The organism is Nocardioides sp. LMS-CY (assembly GCF_018732145.1).
In the GTDB taxonomy this organism is placed as follows: domain Bacteria; phylum Actinomycetota; class Actinomycetes; order Propionibacteriales; family Nocardioidaceae; genus Nocardioides; species Nocardioides soli.
On the sequence record NZ_CP076104.1, the window covers coordinates 4819065 to 4835771 of the forward strand.

General features: G+C 72.1%; 16 protein-coding genes. 7 read left to right on the top strand and 9 right to left on the bottom strand.

The genetic code is table 11. The features are described 5' to 3' along the window. Position 1: 1 nt before the first annotated feature. The gene (locus tag KM427_RS22840; RefSeq protein WP_183592069.1) at positions 2 to 496 is read right to left on the bottom strand and encodes a heme-binding beta-barrel domain-containing protein; all 495 of its coding nucleotides are present in this window, start codon (positions 494 to 496) and stop codon (positions 2 to 4) included. A gap of 24 nt (positions 497 to 520) precedes the next feature. On the opposite strand from KM427_RS22840, the gene KM427_RS22845 reads away from it, so the two are divergent. The 5 genes from KM427_RS22845 (at position 521) to KM427_RS22865 (ending at position 7363) form a co-directional block, all read left to right on the top strand. Next, positions 521 to 880 (top strand): DsrE family protein, encoded by a 360-nt coding sequence (locus KM427_RS22845; protein WP_215525420.1) that lies wholly within the window; start codon positions 521 to 523, stop codon positions 878 to 880. 215 nt (positions 881 to 1095) lie between these two features. Continuing rightward, positions 1096 to 3417, top strand: a complete 2322-nt coding sequence (locus KM427_RS22850; protein WP_215525421.1) for a coiled-coil domain-containing protein — start codon at positions 1096 to 1098, stop codon at positions 3415 to 3417. A gap of 55 nt (positions 3418 to 3472) precedes the next feature. After that, a complete protein-coding gene (locus tag KM427_RS22855; RefSeq protein WP_215525422.1) occupies positions 3473 to 5635 on the top strand; it encodes an RNA degradosome polyphosphate kinase in 2163 nt (720 codons plus the stop codon). A gap of 105 nt (positions 5636 to 5740) precedes the next feature. Next, entirely contained in the window at positions 5741 to 6358 is a 618-nt protein-coding gene (locus KM427_RS22860) for a DUF47 domain-containing protein (RefSeq protein ID WP_215525423.1), read from the top strand. Positions 6359 to 6364: 6 nt separating this feature from the next. Beyond that, on the top strand, positions 6365 to 7363 hold the full coding sequence (locus KM427_RS22865; RefSeq protein ID WP_183592073.1) for an inorganic phosphate transporter: 999 nt from the start codon (positions 6365 to 6367) through the stop codon (positions 7361 to 7363). A gap of 90 nt (positions 7364 to 7453) precedes the next feature. On the opposite strand, the gene KM427_RS22870 is transcribed toward KM427_RS22865, so the two are convergent. After that, the gene (locus KM427_RS22870; RefSeq protein WP_215525424.1) at positions 7454 to 8521 is read right to left on the bottom strand and encodes a hypothetical protein; all 1068 of its coding nucleotides are present in this window, start codon (positions 8519 to 8521) and stop codon (positions 7454 to 7456) included. Between the two features lie 304 nt (positions 8522 to 8825). Here KM427_RS22870 and KM427_RS22875 point away from each other — a divergent pair, with 304 nt between their 5' ends. Next, entirely contained in the window at positions 8826 to 9137 is a 312-nt protein-coding gene (locus tag KM427_RS22875) for a hypothetical protein (RefSeq protein ID WP_215525425.1), read from the top strand. Here the strand turns inward: KM427_RS22875 and KM427_RS22880 are convergent. The 6 genes from KM427_RS22880 to KM427_RS22905 form a co-directional block, all read right to left on the bottom strand. Next, complete coding sequence (locus KM427_RS22880) at positions 9113 to 9859, bottom strand: response regulator transcription factor (protein WP_252274779.1); 747 nt, start codon at positions 9857 to 9859, stop codon at positions 9113 to 9115. The two genes, KM427_RS22875 and KM427_RS22880, sit on opposite strands and share 25 nt — an antisense overlap. 81 nt (positions 9860 to 9940) lie before the next feature. Then, on the bottom strand, positions 9941 to 10720 hold the full coding sequence (gene pstB, locus KM427_RS22885; protein WP_215525426.1) for a phosphate ABC transporter ATP-binding protein PstB: 780 nt from the start codon (positions 10718 to 10720) through the stop codon (positions 9941 to 9943). 23 nt (positions 10721 to 10743) lie between these two features. Continuing rightward, entirely contained in the window at positions 10744 to 11844 is a 1101-nt protein-coding gene (pstA, locus tag KM427_RS22890; RefSeq protein WP_183592077.1) for a phosphate ABC transporter permease PstA, read from the bottom strand. Then, positions 11841 to 12785: a phosphate ABC transporter permease subunit PstC gene (gene pstC / locus KM427_RS22895; RefSeq protein ID WP_252274781.1), complete on the bottom strand. Its 945-nt coding sequence runs from the start codon at positions 12783 to 12785 to the stop codon at positions 11841 to 11843. Before pstC ends, pstA begins: the two co-directional genes overlap by 4 nt. A gap of 76 nt (positions 12786 to 12861) precedes the next feature. Further along, on the bottom strand, positions 12862 to 13983 hold the full coding sequence (gene pstS, locus KM427_RS22900) for a phosphate ABC transporter substrate-binding protein PstS (protein WP_215525427.1): 1122 nt from the start codon (positions 13981 to 13983) through the stop codon (positions 12862 to 12864). 167 nt (positions 13984 to 14150) lie between these two features. Then, positions 14151 to 15011 (bottom strand): NUDIX hydrolase, encoded by an 861-nt coding sequence (locus tag KM427_RS22905; RefSeq protein WP_215525428.1) that lies wholly within the window; start codon positions 15009 to 15011, stop codon positions 14151 to 14153. A 44-nt stretch (positions 15012 to 15055) separates the two neighbouring features. On the opposite strand from KM427_RS22905, the gene KM427_RS22910 reads away from it, so the two are divergent. Next, entirely contained in the window at positions 15056 to 16117 is a 1062-nt protein-coding gene (locus tag KM427_RS22910) for a hypothetical protein (protein WP_215525429.1), read from the top strand. 255 nt (positions 16118 to 16372) lie between these two features. On the opposite strand, the gene KM427_RS22915 is transcribed toward KM427_RS22910, so the two are convergent. After that, the gene (locus tag KM427_RS22915; RefSeq protein WP_183592082.1) at positions 16373 to 16666 is read right to left on the bottom strand and encodes a metal-sensitive transcriptional regulator; all 294 of its coding nucleotides are present in this window, start codon (positions 16664 to 16666) and stop codon (positions 16373 to 16375) included. Between the last annotated feature and the right edge of the window lie 41 nt (positions 16667 to 16707).

Consider the following 16707-nt stretch of genomic DNA (forward strand, 5'->3'; position numbering starts at 1 on the left):
CCTACTGGCGCACCAGCCGCGCCCACAGGTGGGGCTGCAGCTGCTGGCCGACCGCGGCCATGTCGTAGGCGTAGAGCAGGTCGCCCTCCACGTTGCCGTAGAGGCGCTTGCCGCCGGCGTACTCCTTGGCGGTCTCGGTGCGCACCACGGCGTCGGTCGTCAGGTCGAGCTTGCCGCCCTCGGCCTCGCCGTACCAGACCTCGACGAAGCCGGTGTTGTGGGTGAGCAGCAGCTCGACCCGGCCGCCGGGCTTGCAGCGCAGGAAGCCGGCCTCCTGGGCGGCGTCGCGGACCTTCTCGCCGTTCTCGTCGACGATCCACGCCCGTGAGAAATAGTGGAAGAACGGCCGGCCGTCGTGGGTGAAGACCAGCTCCTGGCCGTACTCGAACGCATCGATCGTCGGATAGTCGCCGTGGCCGCGACCGCCCCACCGACCCAGCAGCCACGCGACCGGGCCGCAGTCGGGGTGCAGGTTGTCGGGGAGCTCGAACGGCATACGGCTAACTCTAGGGTGGTGGTCATGACTCGCCCACTCGTCGTCAAGGTCACCTGCGGGTCCGACGAACCCGAACGCAGCAACCAGGGCCTCACCGTGGCCGCGACCGCGGTGAGTGCGGGAGCCGAGGTGAGCCTGTGGCTGACCGGCGAGGGCTCCTGGCTGGGCGTGGCCGGGCGGATGGCCTTCGCGCTGCCGCACGCCGCCCCCGTCGGCGACCTGGTCGCGGCGGTCGCCGCGGGCGGCCGGGTCACCGTCTGCACCCAGTGCGCCCAGCGACGCGGGATCACCGAGGCCGACCTGCTGCCCGGCGTACGCATCGCGGGGTCGTCGGCGTTCGTGGAGGAGACGCTGGCACCGGACGCACAGGCACTGGTCTACTGACCGATCGGACCCGCTGCTCGGGTCCTCGACGCGGCACTAGTGCCGTGCGTCAGAAGTTCTTGTGCGCTTCGCGCACCCATGGCACGCACTCTGCGGCGTTGCCGTCGCTCGCTAGACGAGCGGGTATGGCGTCGCTCCGGCGCCTGGCAGCGCACGCACCCTGAGCACGCCAACCGTGCAACAACTTCCGACGCACGACACTAGGCTTCAGCCCTGTGACATCGAACGACCCGACTCCGACCCGCTGGTGGCAACGCAAGGGCGAGCCGCAGGACGCCGGTGGCACGACCCCGCCCGCAGCTCCCCGGCCGGCCGGGGCGGACGCCACCCCACCGACCGCGGCGCGCGCCGCCGCCGACCTCGAGGCTGCGGCCGAGCGCGCCGCCGAGCTGCGCCGCCGGGCCGAGCAGGCCGCGACCGAGCAGGCCGCCGAGCGCCTGGTCGCCGAGGAGGCCGCCCAGGAGGCCGCCCGGGCCCGTGCCGAGGCCGACGAGCGGGCGGCGGAGCACGCGGCGAAGGCGCAGGAGGCGTACGACGCGCGCCGCGCCGCCGAGGAGGCAGGCGAGGCACACGCGGCCGAGCGGGCCCGCCTGGAGGAGGCGGCGACCGAGGCGGTCCGCGCCCGCGAAGAGGCGGAGGAGGCCGCACACAAGCTGGTGGACTCCGCCAAGGTCGCGACCGCCCTGCGGCTGTCCGCCGAGCAGGCCGCCGCCCAGCAGACCGTCGACCGCACCGCGGCCGAGGAGGCCGCCCGCGCGGCCGCCGAGCGCGCGACCGCCGCCGAGGAGGCCCGCACCGCGGCCGAGGAGCGAGCCCGACAGCAGGCCGAGGCCGCCGCCGCCGCGCACGAGGCCCGCCTCGCCGCCGAGCAGTCCGCCCGCGAGGCCGCGACCGCCGCGGAGGAGTCGCTGCGTGAGCTGGCCGACTCGACGCGGCAGGCGCTGCAGGACACCGTCGCCTCCACCCAGCAGGCACTCCAGGACACCGCCAACTCCACCCAGGAGTCGCTGCGCGAGACCGCCACGTCCGGCGAGGCATCGCTGCGCGACCTCACAGGCTCCACCCAGCAGGCACTCCAGGACACCGCCAACTCCACCCAGGAGTCGCTGCGCGCGACCGCCACGTCGGCCCAGCAGGCGCTGCAGGAGCAGTCGGCCGCCGCCGAGCAGTCCGTGCGCGGCGCGGCCGCGGCGGCCGAGGAGTCGGTGCGCGCCGCCGAGGCGAGCGCCCGGCAGGCCCACGAGGCCCGCACCGCGGCCGAGGCCCGCGCCACGGAGCTCGCCGAGAGCCTGGCGCAGGCGACCCAGGCCCACGAGGACTTCGTGCGGGTCTCGCAGGAGTCGCGCGCCGAGGCCGAGCGGTCGGCGGCGGACCAGGCGACGGCCCGGGCGGCTGCGGAGGCGACCGCGGCCGAGGCCCTGAACGGCCGCAGCGTCGCCGACGAGGCGGCCGCCGCGGCCGCGCGGAGTGCCGAGGAGGCGCACCGCGCCCGGACCACCGCCGAGGAGGCCGCCCGCGAGCAGGCCGCCGCGGCCGAGTCCGCCGGTGCCGCCCGCGGCCGCGCGGAGGAGGCCGCCACCCGACAGGCCGAGGCCGCCGCGACCGCGGCCGCGGGCGAGGCGGAGGCGCGTCGTACCGCCGCGGAGATGGCCGAGGCCCTCCAAGCGGCACACGAGGCCCGGATCGCCGCCGACGAGGCCGCCCGCGAGCAGGCCGCACGGGCCGAGGAGGCGCACGCCGCTCGACTCGCCGCCGATGAGCTCGCCGCCGCGGCCGTCACCGCCCGCGAACGGGCCGAGGCGCAGGCGCGGACCCAGCTGGACGCCGCGAGCGCCGCCCACGGCGACCGGTCCGCGGCCGAGGAGGCCGCCACGGCCGCCGCGACCCGGGCGGAGGAGGCGCAGTCGGCGCGCGAGCAGGCCGAGATGCGGGCCTGGGAGCAGGCCGAGGCCGCCGCCCAGGCCGTCACCGACCAGACCGCGGCCCACCAGCGCGCCGAGCAGCAGGCCATGGACGCCGAGCGCGCCCACGAGGCGCGCGCCGCCGCCGACGCCGTCGCCCGGGCGCACGCCGAGGCACGAGAGGCCGCCGAGCGGGCCGCCACCGAGGCGCTCGCGGCCCGGCACGCGGCCGAGGAGGACGCCCGCACCCACGCCGAGCTCGCGGCCACCGCCGCCGCCGAGCGGCAGGAGGCCGAGCGGAAGCTGCGCGAGATCCTCGACTCCACCGGTGCGGCCGCCGCCCGGCAGGCCGAGGAGCTCCAGGGGGCCGTCGCCGCCCGCGAGGCCGCCGAGCGGGCCGCGGCCGAGCAGGCCCGGCTGCGCGCGGAAGCCGAGGCGGCGGTCGCCGACCGAACGGCCGACCGGAGCGCGGTCGAGGCCGCCGTACGCCACCAGGCCGAGATCGCCGAGGACGCCATGCGCGAGCGGGTCGCCGCCGAGGAGAAGGCGCGCGAGCTGGCCCAGGAGCTCGAGCAGGTCCGCGCCGAGCTGCTCGAGCTGCAGAGCCAGCGGCACTGGTGGCAGCGCAAGGGCTGACCCGCCGGGTTCGCGCGTCACCCCCTGTTCATCCGCTGGTGCGACACTCGAAGGCATGACCCTCGACAGCCTGCCGCCGGACGCCGTCGCCAGCCATGGCGAGGGGATCCCCGATCAGCCGTTCGACGTCGAGCCGCCCTACGAGCCCGACGACGAGGCGCTGGAGGCCGTCGAGAAGTACGCCGACCGGTTCCTCGACCGCGAGCTGTCGTGGCTGCGGTTCAACCAGCGCGTGCTCGAGCTCGCCGAGGACCGGCAGCTGCCGCTGCTGGAGCGGGCCCGGTTCCTGGCGATCTTCACCAGCAACCTCGACGAGTTCTTCATGGTCCGGGTCGCCGGGCTGAAGCGCCGGATGGCGGCCGGCCTGGCCGTGCCCGCCGCGAGCGGCCTGATGCCCGCGGAGCTGCTCGGGGAGATCCTGACCGCCACCCGGGAGCTCTCCGAGCGGCAGGTCCGGGTGTTCCGCGACGACATCGTGCCCGCCCTCGCCGACTCCGGCATCGAGCTGGTGCGGTGGGACGACCTCGACCGCGAGGAGCAGCGGACCTGCAAGCGGCTCTTCAAGGAGCGGGTCTTCCCGGTGCTGACGCCGCTGGCGGTCGACCCCGCCCACCCGTTCCCGTACATCTCCGGCCTCTCGCTCAACCTGGCGGTGCTGATCCGCAACCCGAAGACCGGCAAGGAGCACTTCGCCCGGGTCAAGGTGCCGCCGATCTTCAGCCGCTTCGTGCCGGTCGGCAACCAGCGCTTCGTGCCGCTCGAGGACGTCATCGGCGAGCACCTGAAGCGTCTGTTCCCGGGCATGGACGTCCTGGAGGTGCACACGTTCCGGGTCACCCGCAACGAGGACCTCGAGGTCGAGGAGGACGACGCCGAGAACATCCTCGCGGCGCTGGAGAAGGAGCTGCTGCGCCGCCGGTTCGGGCCTCCGGTACGGCTGGAGGTCGAGGAGTCCATCGCCCCCCAGGTGCTCGAGCTGCTGATCTCCGAGCTGGGGATCTCCGAGGAGGAGGTGTTCCGCCTCGAGGGACCGCTCGACCTGCGCGGCCTGCACGACATCGCGGACCTGCCCCGCCAGGAGCTGAAGTACCCCGCGTTCGTGCCCATGACGCACCCCCAGCTCGCCGAGGTGGAGTCCTCCGCGCCCGTCGACGTCTTCAAGGCGGCCCGGCGCCACGACGTACTGCTGCACCACCCGTACGACTCCTTCGCCACCTCGGTGCAGCGGTTCCTCGAGCAAGCGGCCGCCGACCCCCACGTGCTCGCGATCAAGCAGACGCTCTACCGCACCTCCGGCGACAGCCCGATCATCGACGCCCTCATCGACGCCGCCGAGAGCGGCAAGCAGGTGCTGGTGATCGTCGAGATCAAGGCGCGCTTCGACGAGGAGGCCAACATCCGCTGGGCGCGCAAGCTCGAGCAGGCCGGCTGCCACGTCGTCTACGGCCTGGTCGGCCTCAAGACCCACTGCAAGCTCGCGATGGTGGTGCGCGACGAGGCCGGGCATGGGGCCGGCATCCGCCGCTACACCCACATCGGCACCGGCAACTACAACCCGAAGACCTCGCGGATGTACGAGGACCTCGGGCTGATCACCACCGACGAGCGCATCGGCGAGGACGTCGCGCACCTCTTCAACAACCTGTCGGGGTGGTCGCGCAACGCGTCGTACAACGAGCTGCTCGTCGCCCCGGACTCGGTCCGCTCGGGGCTGATCGAGCAGATCCACCGCGAGGTCGCCCATCGGCAGGCCGGCCGGCCGGCGCGGATCCGGATCAAGGCCAACTCGGTGGTCGACGAGGCCGTCATCGACGCGCTCTACCTCGCCTCGCAGGCCGGGGTGCCGGTCGAGATGCTCGTGCGCGGCATCTGCGCGCTGCGTCCCGGCGTGCCCGGGCTGTCGGAGACGATCACGGTCCGCTCGGTGCTGGGCCGGTTCCTGGAGCACAGCCGGATCTTCTGGTTCGAGAACGGCGGCCGGCCGGTCGCCTGGATCGGCTCCGCCGACATGATGCACCGCAACCTCGACCGCCGGGTCGAGGTGCTCGTGCGGCTGCCCGGTGACGACAACGTGACGGCGATCGGTGGGCTGCTCGATCTGGCGTTCGACGACGACACCAGCGCGTGGGTGCTCGACAGCGACGGGCTGTGGGCCAGCAACGACGGCACCACGCACCTCCAGGAGGCCCTGATCGAGGCGCAGCGCCGGCGGCGGTGACGCAGGCCACTCCCGGCGTACCGCACGGGGGGTCCTCACTTGCGCGATCCGGCAGGCCACCCCCTAGGCTGTTCGCGTTCTGGTCCTCCTCATCAGGAGTTATCCGTGGGTTTGCGATTCCGCCCCGTCGACACCTCGTTCTACGACCTTCTCACCGAATCCGCTCAGCACCTCGTCACCGGTGCATCGCTGCTCGCGGAGATGCTCGCCGAGGACGCCGACCACGACGACGTGGCCCGCCGGATGCGGGAGGCCGAGCACAACGCCGACGAGACCACCCACGCGATCGTCAAGAAGGTGAACTCGACCTTCGTCACGCCGTTCGACCGCGAGGACATCTACGCGCTGGCCTCCGGCCTCGACGACGTCATGGACATGATGGACGAGGTCGTCGACATGATCCTGCTCTACGAGGTCCGGCTGCTGCCGGCCGAGCTGTCGGGTCAGGTCGAGGTGCTCCAGCGGTGCGCGGAGCTGACCTCCGCGGCGATGCCGAACCTCCGGTCGATGCAGTCGCTCGAGGAGTACTGGATCGAGGTCAACCGACTCGAGAACGCCGGCGACAAGAACCACCGGCGCATCATCGCCAAGCTGTTCAGCGGCGAGTTCAAGACCATCGAGGTGCTCAAGCTCAAGGACATCACCGAGTCCCTCGAGGAGGCGATCGACGCCTTCGAGAAGGTCGCCAACACGGTGGAGCAGATCGCGGTCAAGGAGTCCTGACCGCTCATGGACCTCGCGATCGTCATCGCGGTCGTCGTCGTCGCCCTGACGTTCGACTACACCAACGGATTCCACGACGCAGCCAACGCCATCGCCACCTCGGTGTCGACCCGGGCGCTCACGCCGAGGATCGCGCTCGGCATGGCAGCGATCATGAACTTCGTCGGCGCCTTCCTCGGCCAGGAAGTCGCCAAGACGGTCAGCAGCGTGATCACCATCCCGGACGACACCCACGGGTTGGTGATCGTCATGGGCGGCCTGCTCGGCGCGATCGCCTGGAACATGATCACCTGGTACTTCGGCCTGCCCTCGTCGTCCTCGCACGCCCTCATCGGCGGCCTCGTCGGTGCCGCCATCGCGTCCGGCTCGAGCATCGAGTGGCAGGTCATCCTCGACAAGGTGGTCATCCCGATGATCGCCTCGCCCCTGGTGGGCTTCGGCGCGGCGTTCGCGCTGATGCTCGCGATCATGTGGATCTTCCGGAAGCGCAACCAGCACAAGGTGTTCCGCGGCTTCCGGGTCGCCCAGACGATCTCCGCGGCGGCGATGGCGCTCGGCCACGGCCTGCAGGACGCGCAGAAGACCATGGGCGTGATCTTCCTGGCGCTGCTGACCGGGGGGTACGTCTCCGCGGGTGACGACCTCCCGCTGTGGGTGATCTTCTCCGCGGCCGGCGCGATCTCGCTCGGCACCTGGTCGGGCGGCTGGCGGATCATGCGGACCCTCGGCCGCCGGATCATCCACCTCGACCCGGCCCGCGGCTTCGCGGCCGAGACCGTGGCCGCCGGTGTCCTCTACACCACGGCGTTCGTCTTCCACGCCCCCATCTCGACCACCCACACGATCACCTCCGCGATCATGGGTGCCGGCGCGACCAAGCGCTTCTCCGCCGTACGCTGGGGCGTGGCCCGCTCGATCGTCGCCGCCTGGGTCCTCACCTTCCCCATGGCCGGCCTGGTCGCCGCCTTCTTCTACGTCATCCTGCACGCGATCCTCGGCCAGTAGAGGTCGCCCGGGTTTTCGCATACCCAGTGACGAACTGGTTGTTCCGGGTCGCTCGGAACAACCAGTTCGTCACTGGGTATCGCTCGGATCTCAGCTCGCACGCCGGTAGCCGAGGAAGCGCTCCCGCTGATCCGCGGTCAACCGGCGGCGGAGATCGACGGTGTGCGTCGGCACCCACCACGGGGGCGCCTCGAGGGTCCAGGCACGGTCGACCGGCGAGCTGTGGGGAGCCCGTGACCTCGCGGCAAGGATCCGGCGCGTCAGGCGGCCGCGGTCCCGACGGTCCGCGGACACGAGCGTGAGGTACTCCAGGCCGACGCCCCGGAAGCCGTCCTCGCGCACCAGGTCCTTCGAACGTCGCTCGCCCGCGAGGTGCAGCGCTCCGTCGTAGTCGATCGCCAGGCCGGCCTCGACGTCGATCAGGTCCGGAGTGCCGAGGTGCCGGCCGAACCGATCGAAGACCGGACGGTTGGTGAGCGGTGGCGTGAGCCCGAGCTCCAGCGGCCAGGCGAGGCGGACGTCGACCTCGGTCGGCGACCAGGCGTTCTCGTCGACGAGCTGCGCCGCCTTCCGCGCCCGGGGGATCCCGATCCAGTGGTACAGCAGCTCGAAGTGCTCGAGCAGCTCCGCCTTCGACACCAGGTCCGCGGCGGCCGCCATGTCGAACGCGCGGACGGCCGCGGCCAGGCTCGGCGCGTAGCGCATCTCGAACGCCACCGCGCAGACCGGGGTCACGACCCGGAGCCCGTCGACCACCATCCGGTCGCGTGGCGGGATGTACTCCGAGGTGACCGCGGCCCCGGGCTGCGATCGCATCGCGCCCCGGGTGGTCGCGATCCGCACCGCTCGTTCGACCTGCCCCGCACGCGCCGTCCCATCGATCCACTGGGCACCGTGCCAGCGCAGCGCCGCCCACCCGGTCACCGAGCTCTCCCCGGTGAGGAAGTGGGCGGCCTCGACGATCCGCTGCTCGGGGATCGTGGAGTCGACGTACGCCGGCACGAAGTAGCCGCGGGTCGTCCGTCGCCACCGCCCACCACGGGACTGAGCACGCGTCGGGCCCACCCGTCCCTGCGGATCCACCCGCACCGGTCGCACCAGCGTCGGCCGCGCCGGGTCGAACGGCGGCGGCACCAGGTGCTGGGTCCGGGCTCGCATCCGTCCCACCATGGACGATCGCGCGCGACCGCGCAGCGCTCATCCACAGCCCTCACCCCACCGCCCGATCATGATGCTGCCGGCGATCGGGCCGATACCCAGTGACGATCTGGCTGTTCCGGGGCGGTCGGAACGACCACTTCGTCACTGGGTATCCCCCCGCGGCGACCCCCTTGCAATTCCCTTGTAGGAATCCGTGCCCTGAACGCCCGGCATCTTGAGGCGGACGGCGTTTGATTGCTGGACATCAGGATCGAACCGTCCGGCCGATCGGCCGGACGGGTCCCAGGGGGAGGGAAGTCCGATGCGCATGAGCGTTCACGGCAGGCACCGCACCGGCCGGCACTGTCGCCGGGTCGACACGGGGACGGGGGCGACGACCGCGATGGTGGCGCTGGTGGCCGCCGCGGCCGACGACGACAACAACGGGAGGATCCCGGCGATCACCGGGGCACGCGACTTCCGGCCGTGGGTGCCGCCGCGACTGGTGGCGACCGGACCGGACGTCACGATGAACGGCCCGGGCACCCGGTTCCGGGTGGGCGAGCTGGTCGACGAGTCCGAGGCCGCGCCGCGGCGCGGCGTCCTGGTTCAGCTGGCGGAGCGCAGGCGGTAGCCCACGCCCCGCACGGTCTCCACGAACCGCACCTGGCCGCGGCGGTCGCCGAGCTTGCGCCGCAGGTTGCCCATGTGGACCTCGACGTGGTGGGTCTCGCCCCACGTCTGGCCCCAGACCCGCTGCATGAGCACGGTGCGCGGCCACACCCGCGACGGCGCGCGCATCAGGGTCACCAGCAGCTCGAACTCGGTCCGCGTCAGGCCGACCTCCTCGCCGTCGCGCAACACCCGGTGTGCGTCGACGTCGACCACGAGGTCACCGTGGCGCAGCACCTCGTGCTGGACGGCGCCCTCGACGGCATCCGCGCCGTCGGCGGGGCCGTCCGGCTCGTCGTAGGCCGCGGGCTCGACCAGCCGGCGCGGACGGCGGAACATCGCGTTGACCCGGGCCTTGAGCTCGCGCACGCTGATCGGCTTCGCGAGGTAGTCGTCGGCCCCGGTCTCGAGCCCGATCAACCGGTCGATCTCGTCGGCCTGCGCGGTCACCATGATCACGTACGCGTCGGTCATCGGCCGGATCCGACGACAGACCTCGAGGCCGTCGATCCCGGGCAGCCCGACGTCCAGGGTGACCAGGTCGGGAGCGAGCTCCGCGACGAGCCCCACGCCGTGCTGCCCGTCGCTCGCGATCCGCACCTCGAAGCCCTGGGAGGTCAGGGCGAGCTCGAGGAGCGACGCGGTGTCCGCGTCGTCCTCGATCACGACTGCTGTGCGTGGCACCAGTCCCCCATCGCGTGCGGAGCGACACTTGCGACCGGCTCATCGGCCGGCCCGGGAGGGACCTGAGGGTTTCGCCGCGGATCAGCCGAAGCGGCCGGAGATGTAGGCCTCGGTGGACGGCTCGTCGGGGTTCGTGAACATCTTGGTGGTCGGGTTGAACTCCACCAGGTGTCCCGGCTGGCCGGCCGCCTTGAGGTTGAAGAACCCGGTCTCGTCGGAGACCCGGGCCGCCTGCTGCATGTTGTGGGTCACGATCACGATCGTGTACTCCGACTTCAGCTCGTGGATCAGGTCCTCGATCGCGGAGGTCGAGATCGGGTCCAGCGCCGAGCACGGCTCGTCCATGAGCAGCACCTCGGGCTCGACCGCGATCGCCCGCGCGATGCACAGACGCTGCTGCTGGCCGCCGGAGAGGCTCATGCCGGGCTTGTCGAGGCGGTCCTTGACCTCGTTCCAGAGGTTGGCTCCCCTGAGGGACTTCTCGACGATGGCGTCGGCCTCGGACCGCTTCATCTTCTTCGCGTTCAGCTTCGAGCCGGCGATGACGTTGTCGTAGATCGACATCGTCGGGAACGGGTTCGGCCGCTGGAAGACCATCCCGATCTGGCGGCGTACGGCGACCGGGTCGATCGTCGGGTCGTAGAGCGACTGGCCCGAGACCATCACCTTGCCCTCCACCCGCGCGCCCGGAATCACCTCGTGCATCCGGTTGAGGGTGCGCAGGAACGTGGACTTGCCGCAGCCGGACGGACCGATGAACGCGGTCACCGCCTTGGCCCGGATGGTCATGTTGACGCCCTCGACGGCGAGGAAGTCGCCGTAGTAGATGTTCAGGTCCGAGACGTCGATGCTCTTGGCCATGGGCTCTCTCTCAACGGGTGCGCTCAGCGGCGCCGGTCGGTCTTGGGTGCGAAGTAGGTGCCGATGATGCGCGCGACGAGGTTGAGCACCATCACGATGACGATCAGCACGAGCGCGGCGCCCCACGCCCGGGCGTAGCCCGGCGGGTCGCCCTCCATGCCCACCGGCACCACGCCGGGCGAGCTGTACTGACTGAAGATGTAGACCGGCAGCGTCATCATCCGGCCGTCGAAGAGGTTGAAGTTCACCGAGTCGGTCGCGCCGGCGACCACGAGCAGCGGCGCGGTCTCGCCGATCACCCGCGAGATCGCGAGCACGACGCCGGTGATGATGCCGCCCAGCGCGGTCGGGAGCACCACCTTGACGATCGTGCGCCACTTCGGGATGCCGAGGGCGTACGACGCCTCGCGCAGGTCGTTCGGCACCAGCCGCAGCATCTCCTCGGCGGATCGCACCACGGTCGGGATCATCAGCAGCGACAGGGCCACGGCGCCGCCGAAGCCGATCCGGATCGCCGGGCCGAAGATCAGCACGAAGAGCGAGAGCGCGAAGAGGCCGGCGACGATCGACGGGATGCCGGTCATCACGTCGACCAGGAACGTCGTCGCGCGGGCCAGCCGCTTGCCGCGGCCGTACTCCACGAGGTAGATCGCGGTGAAGAGGCCGATCGGCACGGAGATGACGGTCGCCGCGAGCGTGACCAGGATCGTGCCCCACAGCGCGTGGTAGATGCCGCCGCCGGAGCCGACGACGTTGCGCATGTCGTAGGTGAGGAACTCGCGGTCGATGGCGGAGAGGCCGTGGTCGACGACCATCCAGATCAGCCAGACCAGCGGGACCAGGACGACCGCGAAGGCGGCCCACACCAGGGCGGTCGCGAACCGGTCGGCCGCCGCGCGGCGGCCCTCGACGAGCAGCGACCAGGTCGGCAGGCCGGCGACCATCAGCAGGATGGCGAGCACCAGGCCGCCGACGAGGCTCCACCCGGTCAGCAGCGTGACGAGGCCGGCGAGGCCGAGCGAGATCACGCCGACCAGGACCACCGCCCACCGCGGCAGGCGGGGCTGGGCGAGGTTCGCGCTGATCGCAAAGGTGTCCGGCTCGAGGGGGGTCGTGGTGCTCATCGCGCGACGTTCCTCTCGCTGCGGCCGATCACCCATCGCGCGGCGAAGTTGACCGCGAAGGTGACGGCGAAGAGCACCAGACCGGTCGCGATCAGCAGCGCCTGCTTGTCCGGCGTCGCCTCCTTGTAGTTGGAGGCGATGTTGGAGGCGATCGTCGCGGGGTTGGTGTCGGAGATCAGGTTCAGCGTGACCACGGGGCTCGCCGAGAGCACCATCGCGACCGCCATCGTCTCGCCGAGCGCGCGTCCCAGGCCCAGCATCACCGCGGAGATCACTCCGGAGCGGGCGTAGGGGAAGACCGCGAGCCGGATCATCTCCCAGCGGGTCGCGCCCAGGGCCATCGCGGCCTCCTCGTGCAGCCGCGGCGTCTGGGCGAACACCTCCCGCGAGATCGCGGTGGTGATCGGGACGATCATGATCGCCAGCACGATGCCCGCGGTCAGCATGGTGCGGCCGGTCACCGAGGGCGGGCCGGCGAAGAACGGGAGGAAGCCGAGGTTCTCGTAGAGCCAGTCCATGACCGGGCGGATCGCCGACGCCAGGGCGAGTCCGCCCCACAGGCCGTAGACGACGCTGGGCACCGCCGCGAGCAGGTCGATCACGTAGGCGACCGGCGCCGCGATCCGCGGTGGTGCGTAGTGGGAGATGAAGAGCGCGACGCCGATCGAGAACGGCACCGCGATGATCAGCGCGACGACCGCCGCGAGGATGGTGCCGAAGACGAGCGGCCCGACGTACGACCAGAAGTCCTCCGCGGGCGCGTAGATGTGCGCGGGTGCGCTGAGCCCCGGGAGCCCCTCGATCGCGAGGAACACGAAGACGCCGGCGAGCGCCAGCATGATGGTGAGGGCGGCGACCCGCGCGGCGCCGGCGAAGATCCGGTCGCCCGGCCGGACCACGGCCTTGGCCGGCCGTGGCTGGGGCGGTGCGGTGACGGACACGGGGCTCCTGTTCTCCATGGGGTTGTGTCACGAGCGTGTGGCGGCCCGGGCCCGGGCCGCCACACGTCCGGTCGGACTACTTCGCGGAGATCGCGCCGACGATGCCGGCGGCCCGCTCGGCCAGGCTGGCCTCGAGCGGCGCGGCTCCGGCCTGCTCCGCGGCGGCCTGCTGGCCCTCGTCCGACACGATGTAGGACAGGAAGCCCTTCACCAGGTCGGCCTCGGCGGCGTCGTCGTAGGTCTGGCAGGCGATCAGGTACGACGCGAGCAGCACCGGGTAGGCACCGGACTCGGTCGTGGTGCGGTCGATGTCCATCGCCATGTCGACGTCCGCGCGGCCCTCGACCGGCGTCGAGACGGCCAGCGCCTTCGCGGCACCCTCGGCGGACGGTGCGACGAACTCCTTGCCGACCTGGACCGACACCAGGCCGAGCCCGCCGGCCTGACTCTCGTCGGCGTACCCGATCGTGCCCTCACCGCCCTTGACGGCCGCGACCATGCCGGAGGTGCCCTCGGCCGCCTCGCCGCCCTTGATCGGCCAGACACCGTCGGGGTCGTGCGACCAGGCGCCGTCGCCGGCCTTGCTCAGGTAGTCGGTGAAGTTGTCGGTGGTGCCGGAGTCGTCGGAGCGGTGCACCGGGCTGATCTTGGTGTCCGGGAGGTCCACGCCGTCGTTGAGCGCGGCGATCGCCGGGTCGTCCCAGGTGGTGATCTTGCCGTCGAAGATCTGCGCGAGGGTCTTGGCGTCCAGGTTGAGCGAGTCGATGCCCGGCAGGTTGAAGACGATCGCGATCGCGCTGACGTACGCCGGCACCTCGATCGCGTCCTCGCCGCCGCACCGCTCCGCGGCCGCGCTGAGCTGGCCCTCGTCGTCGTCGAGGTAGGAGTCGGACCCGGCGAAGGAGAACGCCTTGCTGATGAAGTTCTCCCGGCCGGTGCCCGAGCCGACGGCGTCGTAGGTGATGGTCACGTCGGGGTTGGCGGACTGGAAGCCGGCGCGCCACGCCGTCTGGGCCGACTCCTGAGAGCTGGCGCCGCCCCCCGCGAGCTCGCCGCTGAGGCTGGCGCCGGCGCTTGCGCTGTCAGTGCTGCCGCCGTTGTCGCCGCTGTCATCGTTCGCGGCGCCGCAGCCGGTGAGGGCGAGCGCCAGGGCGGCGATGCCGGGGACGACCGCCCGGCGGATGGAAGTGCGAATCACTTCGAAGCTCCTGTCTTTTCTTCTCTGACAGCAGCGAAGTTAGGCAGCCGAGGTGGACGGTTCCGGGGCCGTCGGTGAACGACCGGTGAACTCAAGTCGCCCAGTCGGAGACCGGCAGCCGCTTCGGGGACGGCGAACGCGTGAACAAGCCCCCGAAGCGGTTGACGTCAGCCGATCCGGTGCACTTCGGTTGCGGTCACCGTGCCCTGGCGCACATGGACCACGAGCATCGCCGCGGGCTCGAGCTTCGCCTCCGGCAGGCCGAGAGAATCAAGCACCGACGGCAGCACCGGCCGGTGGGTGCAGAGCACCGCGGACTCGTCCGCCGCGGCCAGGGCGTCGACGATCGCGAGCACCGACTCGGCGGTCGCGTCCTCCTCGCTCAGCCCGTCCTCGGACTCCAGCCGCCACCCGGTCGTGGCGGCGTACGGCGCCACGGTGTCCACGCAGCGCGTGCTGCTCGACGTGACGACCCGGGTCACGTCGTACGCCGCGAGCACCGGCACCAGCTGCTCCGCCTGGACGTGTCCCTCCTGCGCCAGCGGGCGCAGCCGGTCCTCGCCGTCCCACTCCTTGCGCGAGCGCGCCTCGCTGTGGCGGAGCACGACCAGCGCGTGGGTCCGGCGGTGCCGCGGCCGCGCCTCCTTCAGGGTCGCCCGGTCGTACTCGTAGCTGAGCCGGTCCATCGCCTCGTCGTAGGGCACCCACTCGACGGCGTCGATCTCGTCGTTGGGGCGGTACGACGAGACGTCGTCGCTCCCGACCACGCGACCGACCCAGTAGGACACCTGCTTGGTGCGGCCGCCGCTGACGGGGTAGCGCTGGGGCGAGAGCGGCGGCCCGAGGCGGACGTGCAGCCCGGTCTCCTCCGCGACCTCCCGGACCGCGGCCGCCGCGACGTGCTCACCCTCGTCGAGCTTGCCCTTGGGGAACGACCAGTCGTCGTACCGGGGTCGGTGCACGAGCAGCACCTGTTTGCCCGAACGGAAGACCACGGCACCGGCGGCGAGCACGTCCTTCGTGGCCATGCCGCTAGTGTCACATCACCCGGCCCCGGATGAGGAGTGGCCCCGTGCCGAGACGTGTGACCACGGTGGTCGTCGTCGTGCTCGCCGTGGCCCTGCTCGCCGCAGCCGCCGTCGGCACCGTGCGCTGGTGGCGCGACCGTGGCCGCACGACGTTCGAGCGGGCCGCGGCGTACGCCCCGGCCGACGCCGAGCGGCTCTCGTGGACCGACTGGGCCGCGGTCCGCGAACGGGTGGGCTCCGGCGTCGACGCCGACTCCTCCGCCGCGGACGTGCGGACGTTCCTCGACGACGCCTTCGACGACGACCTGACCTCGGCCTCCGCCCTGGTGCAGTCCGCTCCGGTGCTCCAGACCCGCTTCGGGTTCTCGCCGGCCAGCGCCGAGTGGGAGCTGTTCAGCCAGTCGAGCCGGGGCGCGGTCGTGATCGTGCGGCTGCCGGAGCGCGCCGACGTGGAGGCGGTGGCCGACCACCTCGACCAGAGCGGGTTCGAGGCGCCCGCGACCGACGACGGCGTCTGGACGGGCGGCGAGACCCTGCTGCCCGGGATCGGCGCCGACCTCACCCCGGAGCTCCAGTACGTCGCGCTCGACGCCGACGAGCGGCTGGTGCTGACCAGCGACCGGGCCGACTACCTCGAGCAGGTGGTGGCCGACCTCGGCGACGGCGGGCCGAGCGCGGCGCTGCGGGAGGTCGTCGCGGCCTCCGGAGAGCCGCTGTCCGCCGCGGCGTACGACGGCGACCGGGCGTGTCGGGCGCTCGCGATGGGCCAGGCCGATGCCGGCGACCGGGCGACCGCCGAGCGGCTCCTCGCCGAGGCCGGCGACGTCGACCCGGTGACGGCGTTCGCGATGTCGGTGCAGCCCGGCGGCGGTGTCCGGGTGGTGATGGGGTTCGCCGACCACGACCGGGCCGAGGTCAACGCGGACACGCGGGCGAGGCTGGCCGCCGGCCCGGCACCGGGCCAGGGCGGGGACTTCGCGGACCGGTTCGCGGTGCGCTCAGCGACCGCCGACGGCGCCCTGGTCACGCTGGAGCTCGCGCCCCGCGCCGGCTCCTACGTCTTCTCCGACCTCTCGAACGGGCCGGTGCTGTTCGCCACCTGCTGAGCGCGGGTGGCGGGTGCCGCCGATGACGGTGGTTGAGGAGGTTGCGCTCGCAACCGTCTCGAAACCACCCGGACGCGGCCAGACAGTGCGGTTTCGAGGCTCCGGGCCTAGCGGCCCTCACACCTCAACCTCCGTGGAGGCGGTGGGTTTCGAGGCTCCGGGCCTAGCGGCCCTCACACCTCAACCTCCGTGGAGGCGGTGGGTTTCGAGGCTCGGGCCTGGCGGCCCTCACACCTCAACCACCGTGGGTGGTGCTCACGACTTCACCAGGCGGCTGATCGCGTCGACGGCCTCGGTGATCTTCTCCTGGGCCTCGGCGTCGCTGGACCGCGCGGCGTCGATCACGCAGTGCGACAGGTGCTCCTCGACGAGCCCGATCGACACCGCCTGGAGCGCCTTGGTCATGGCCGAGACCTGGGTGAGGATGTCGATGCAGTACTGCTCCTCCTCGACCATGCGCTGCAGGCCGCGGGCCTGGCCCTCGATCCGGCGCAGGCGGCGGAGGTAGTCATCCTTGCGATGGATGTACCCGTGCTGGTGCTCGCTCATGACCACATGATACCCAGCAGGGGTATCGGGACCCAAGGGTC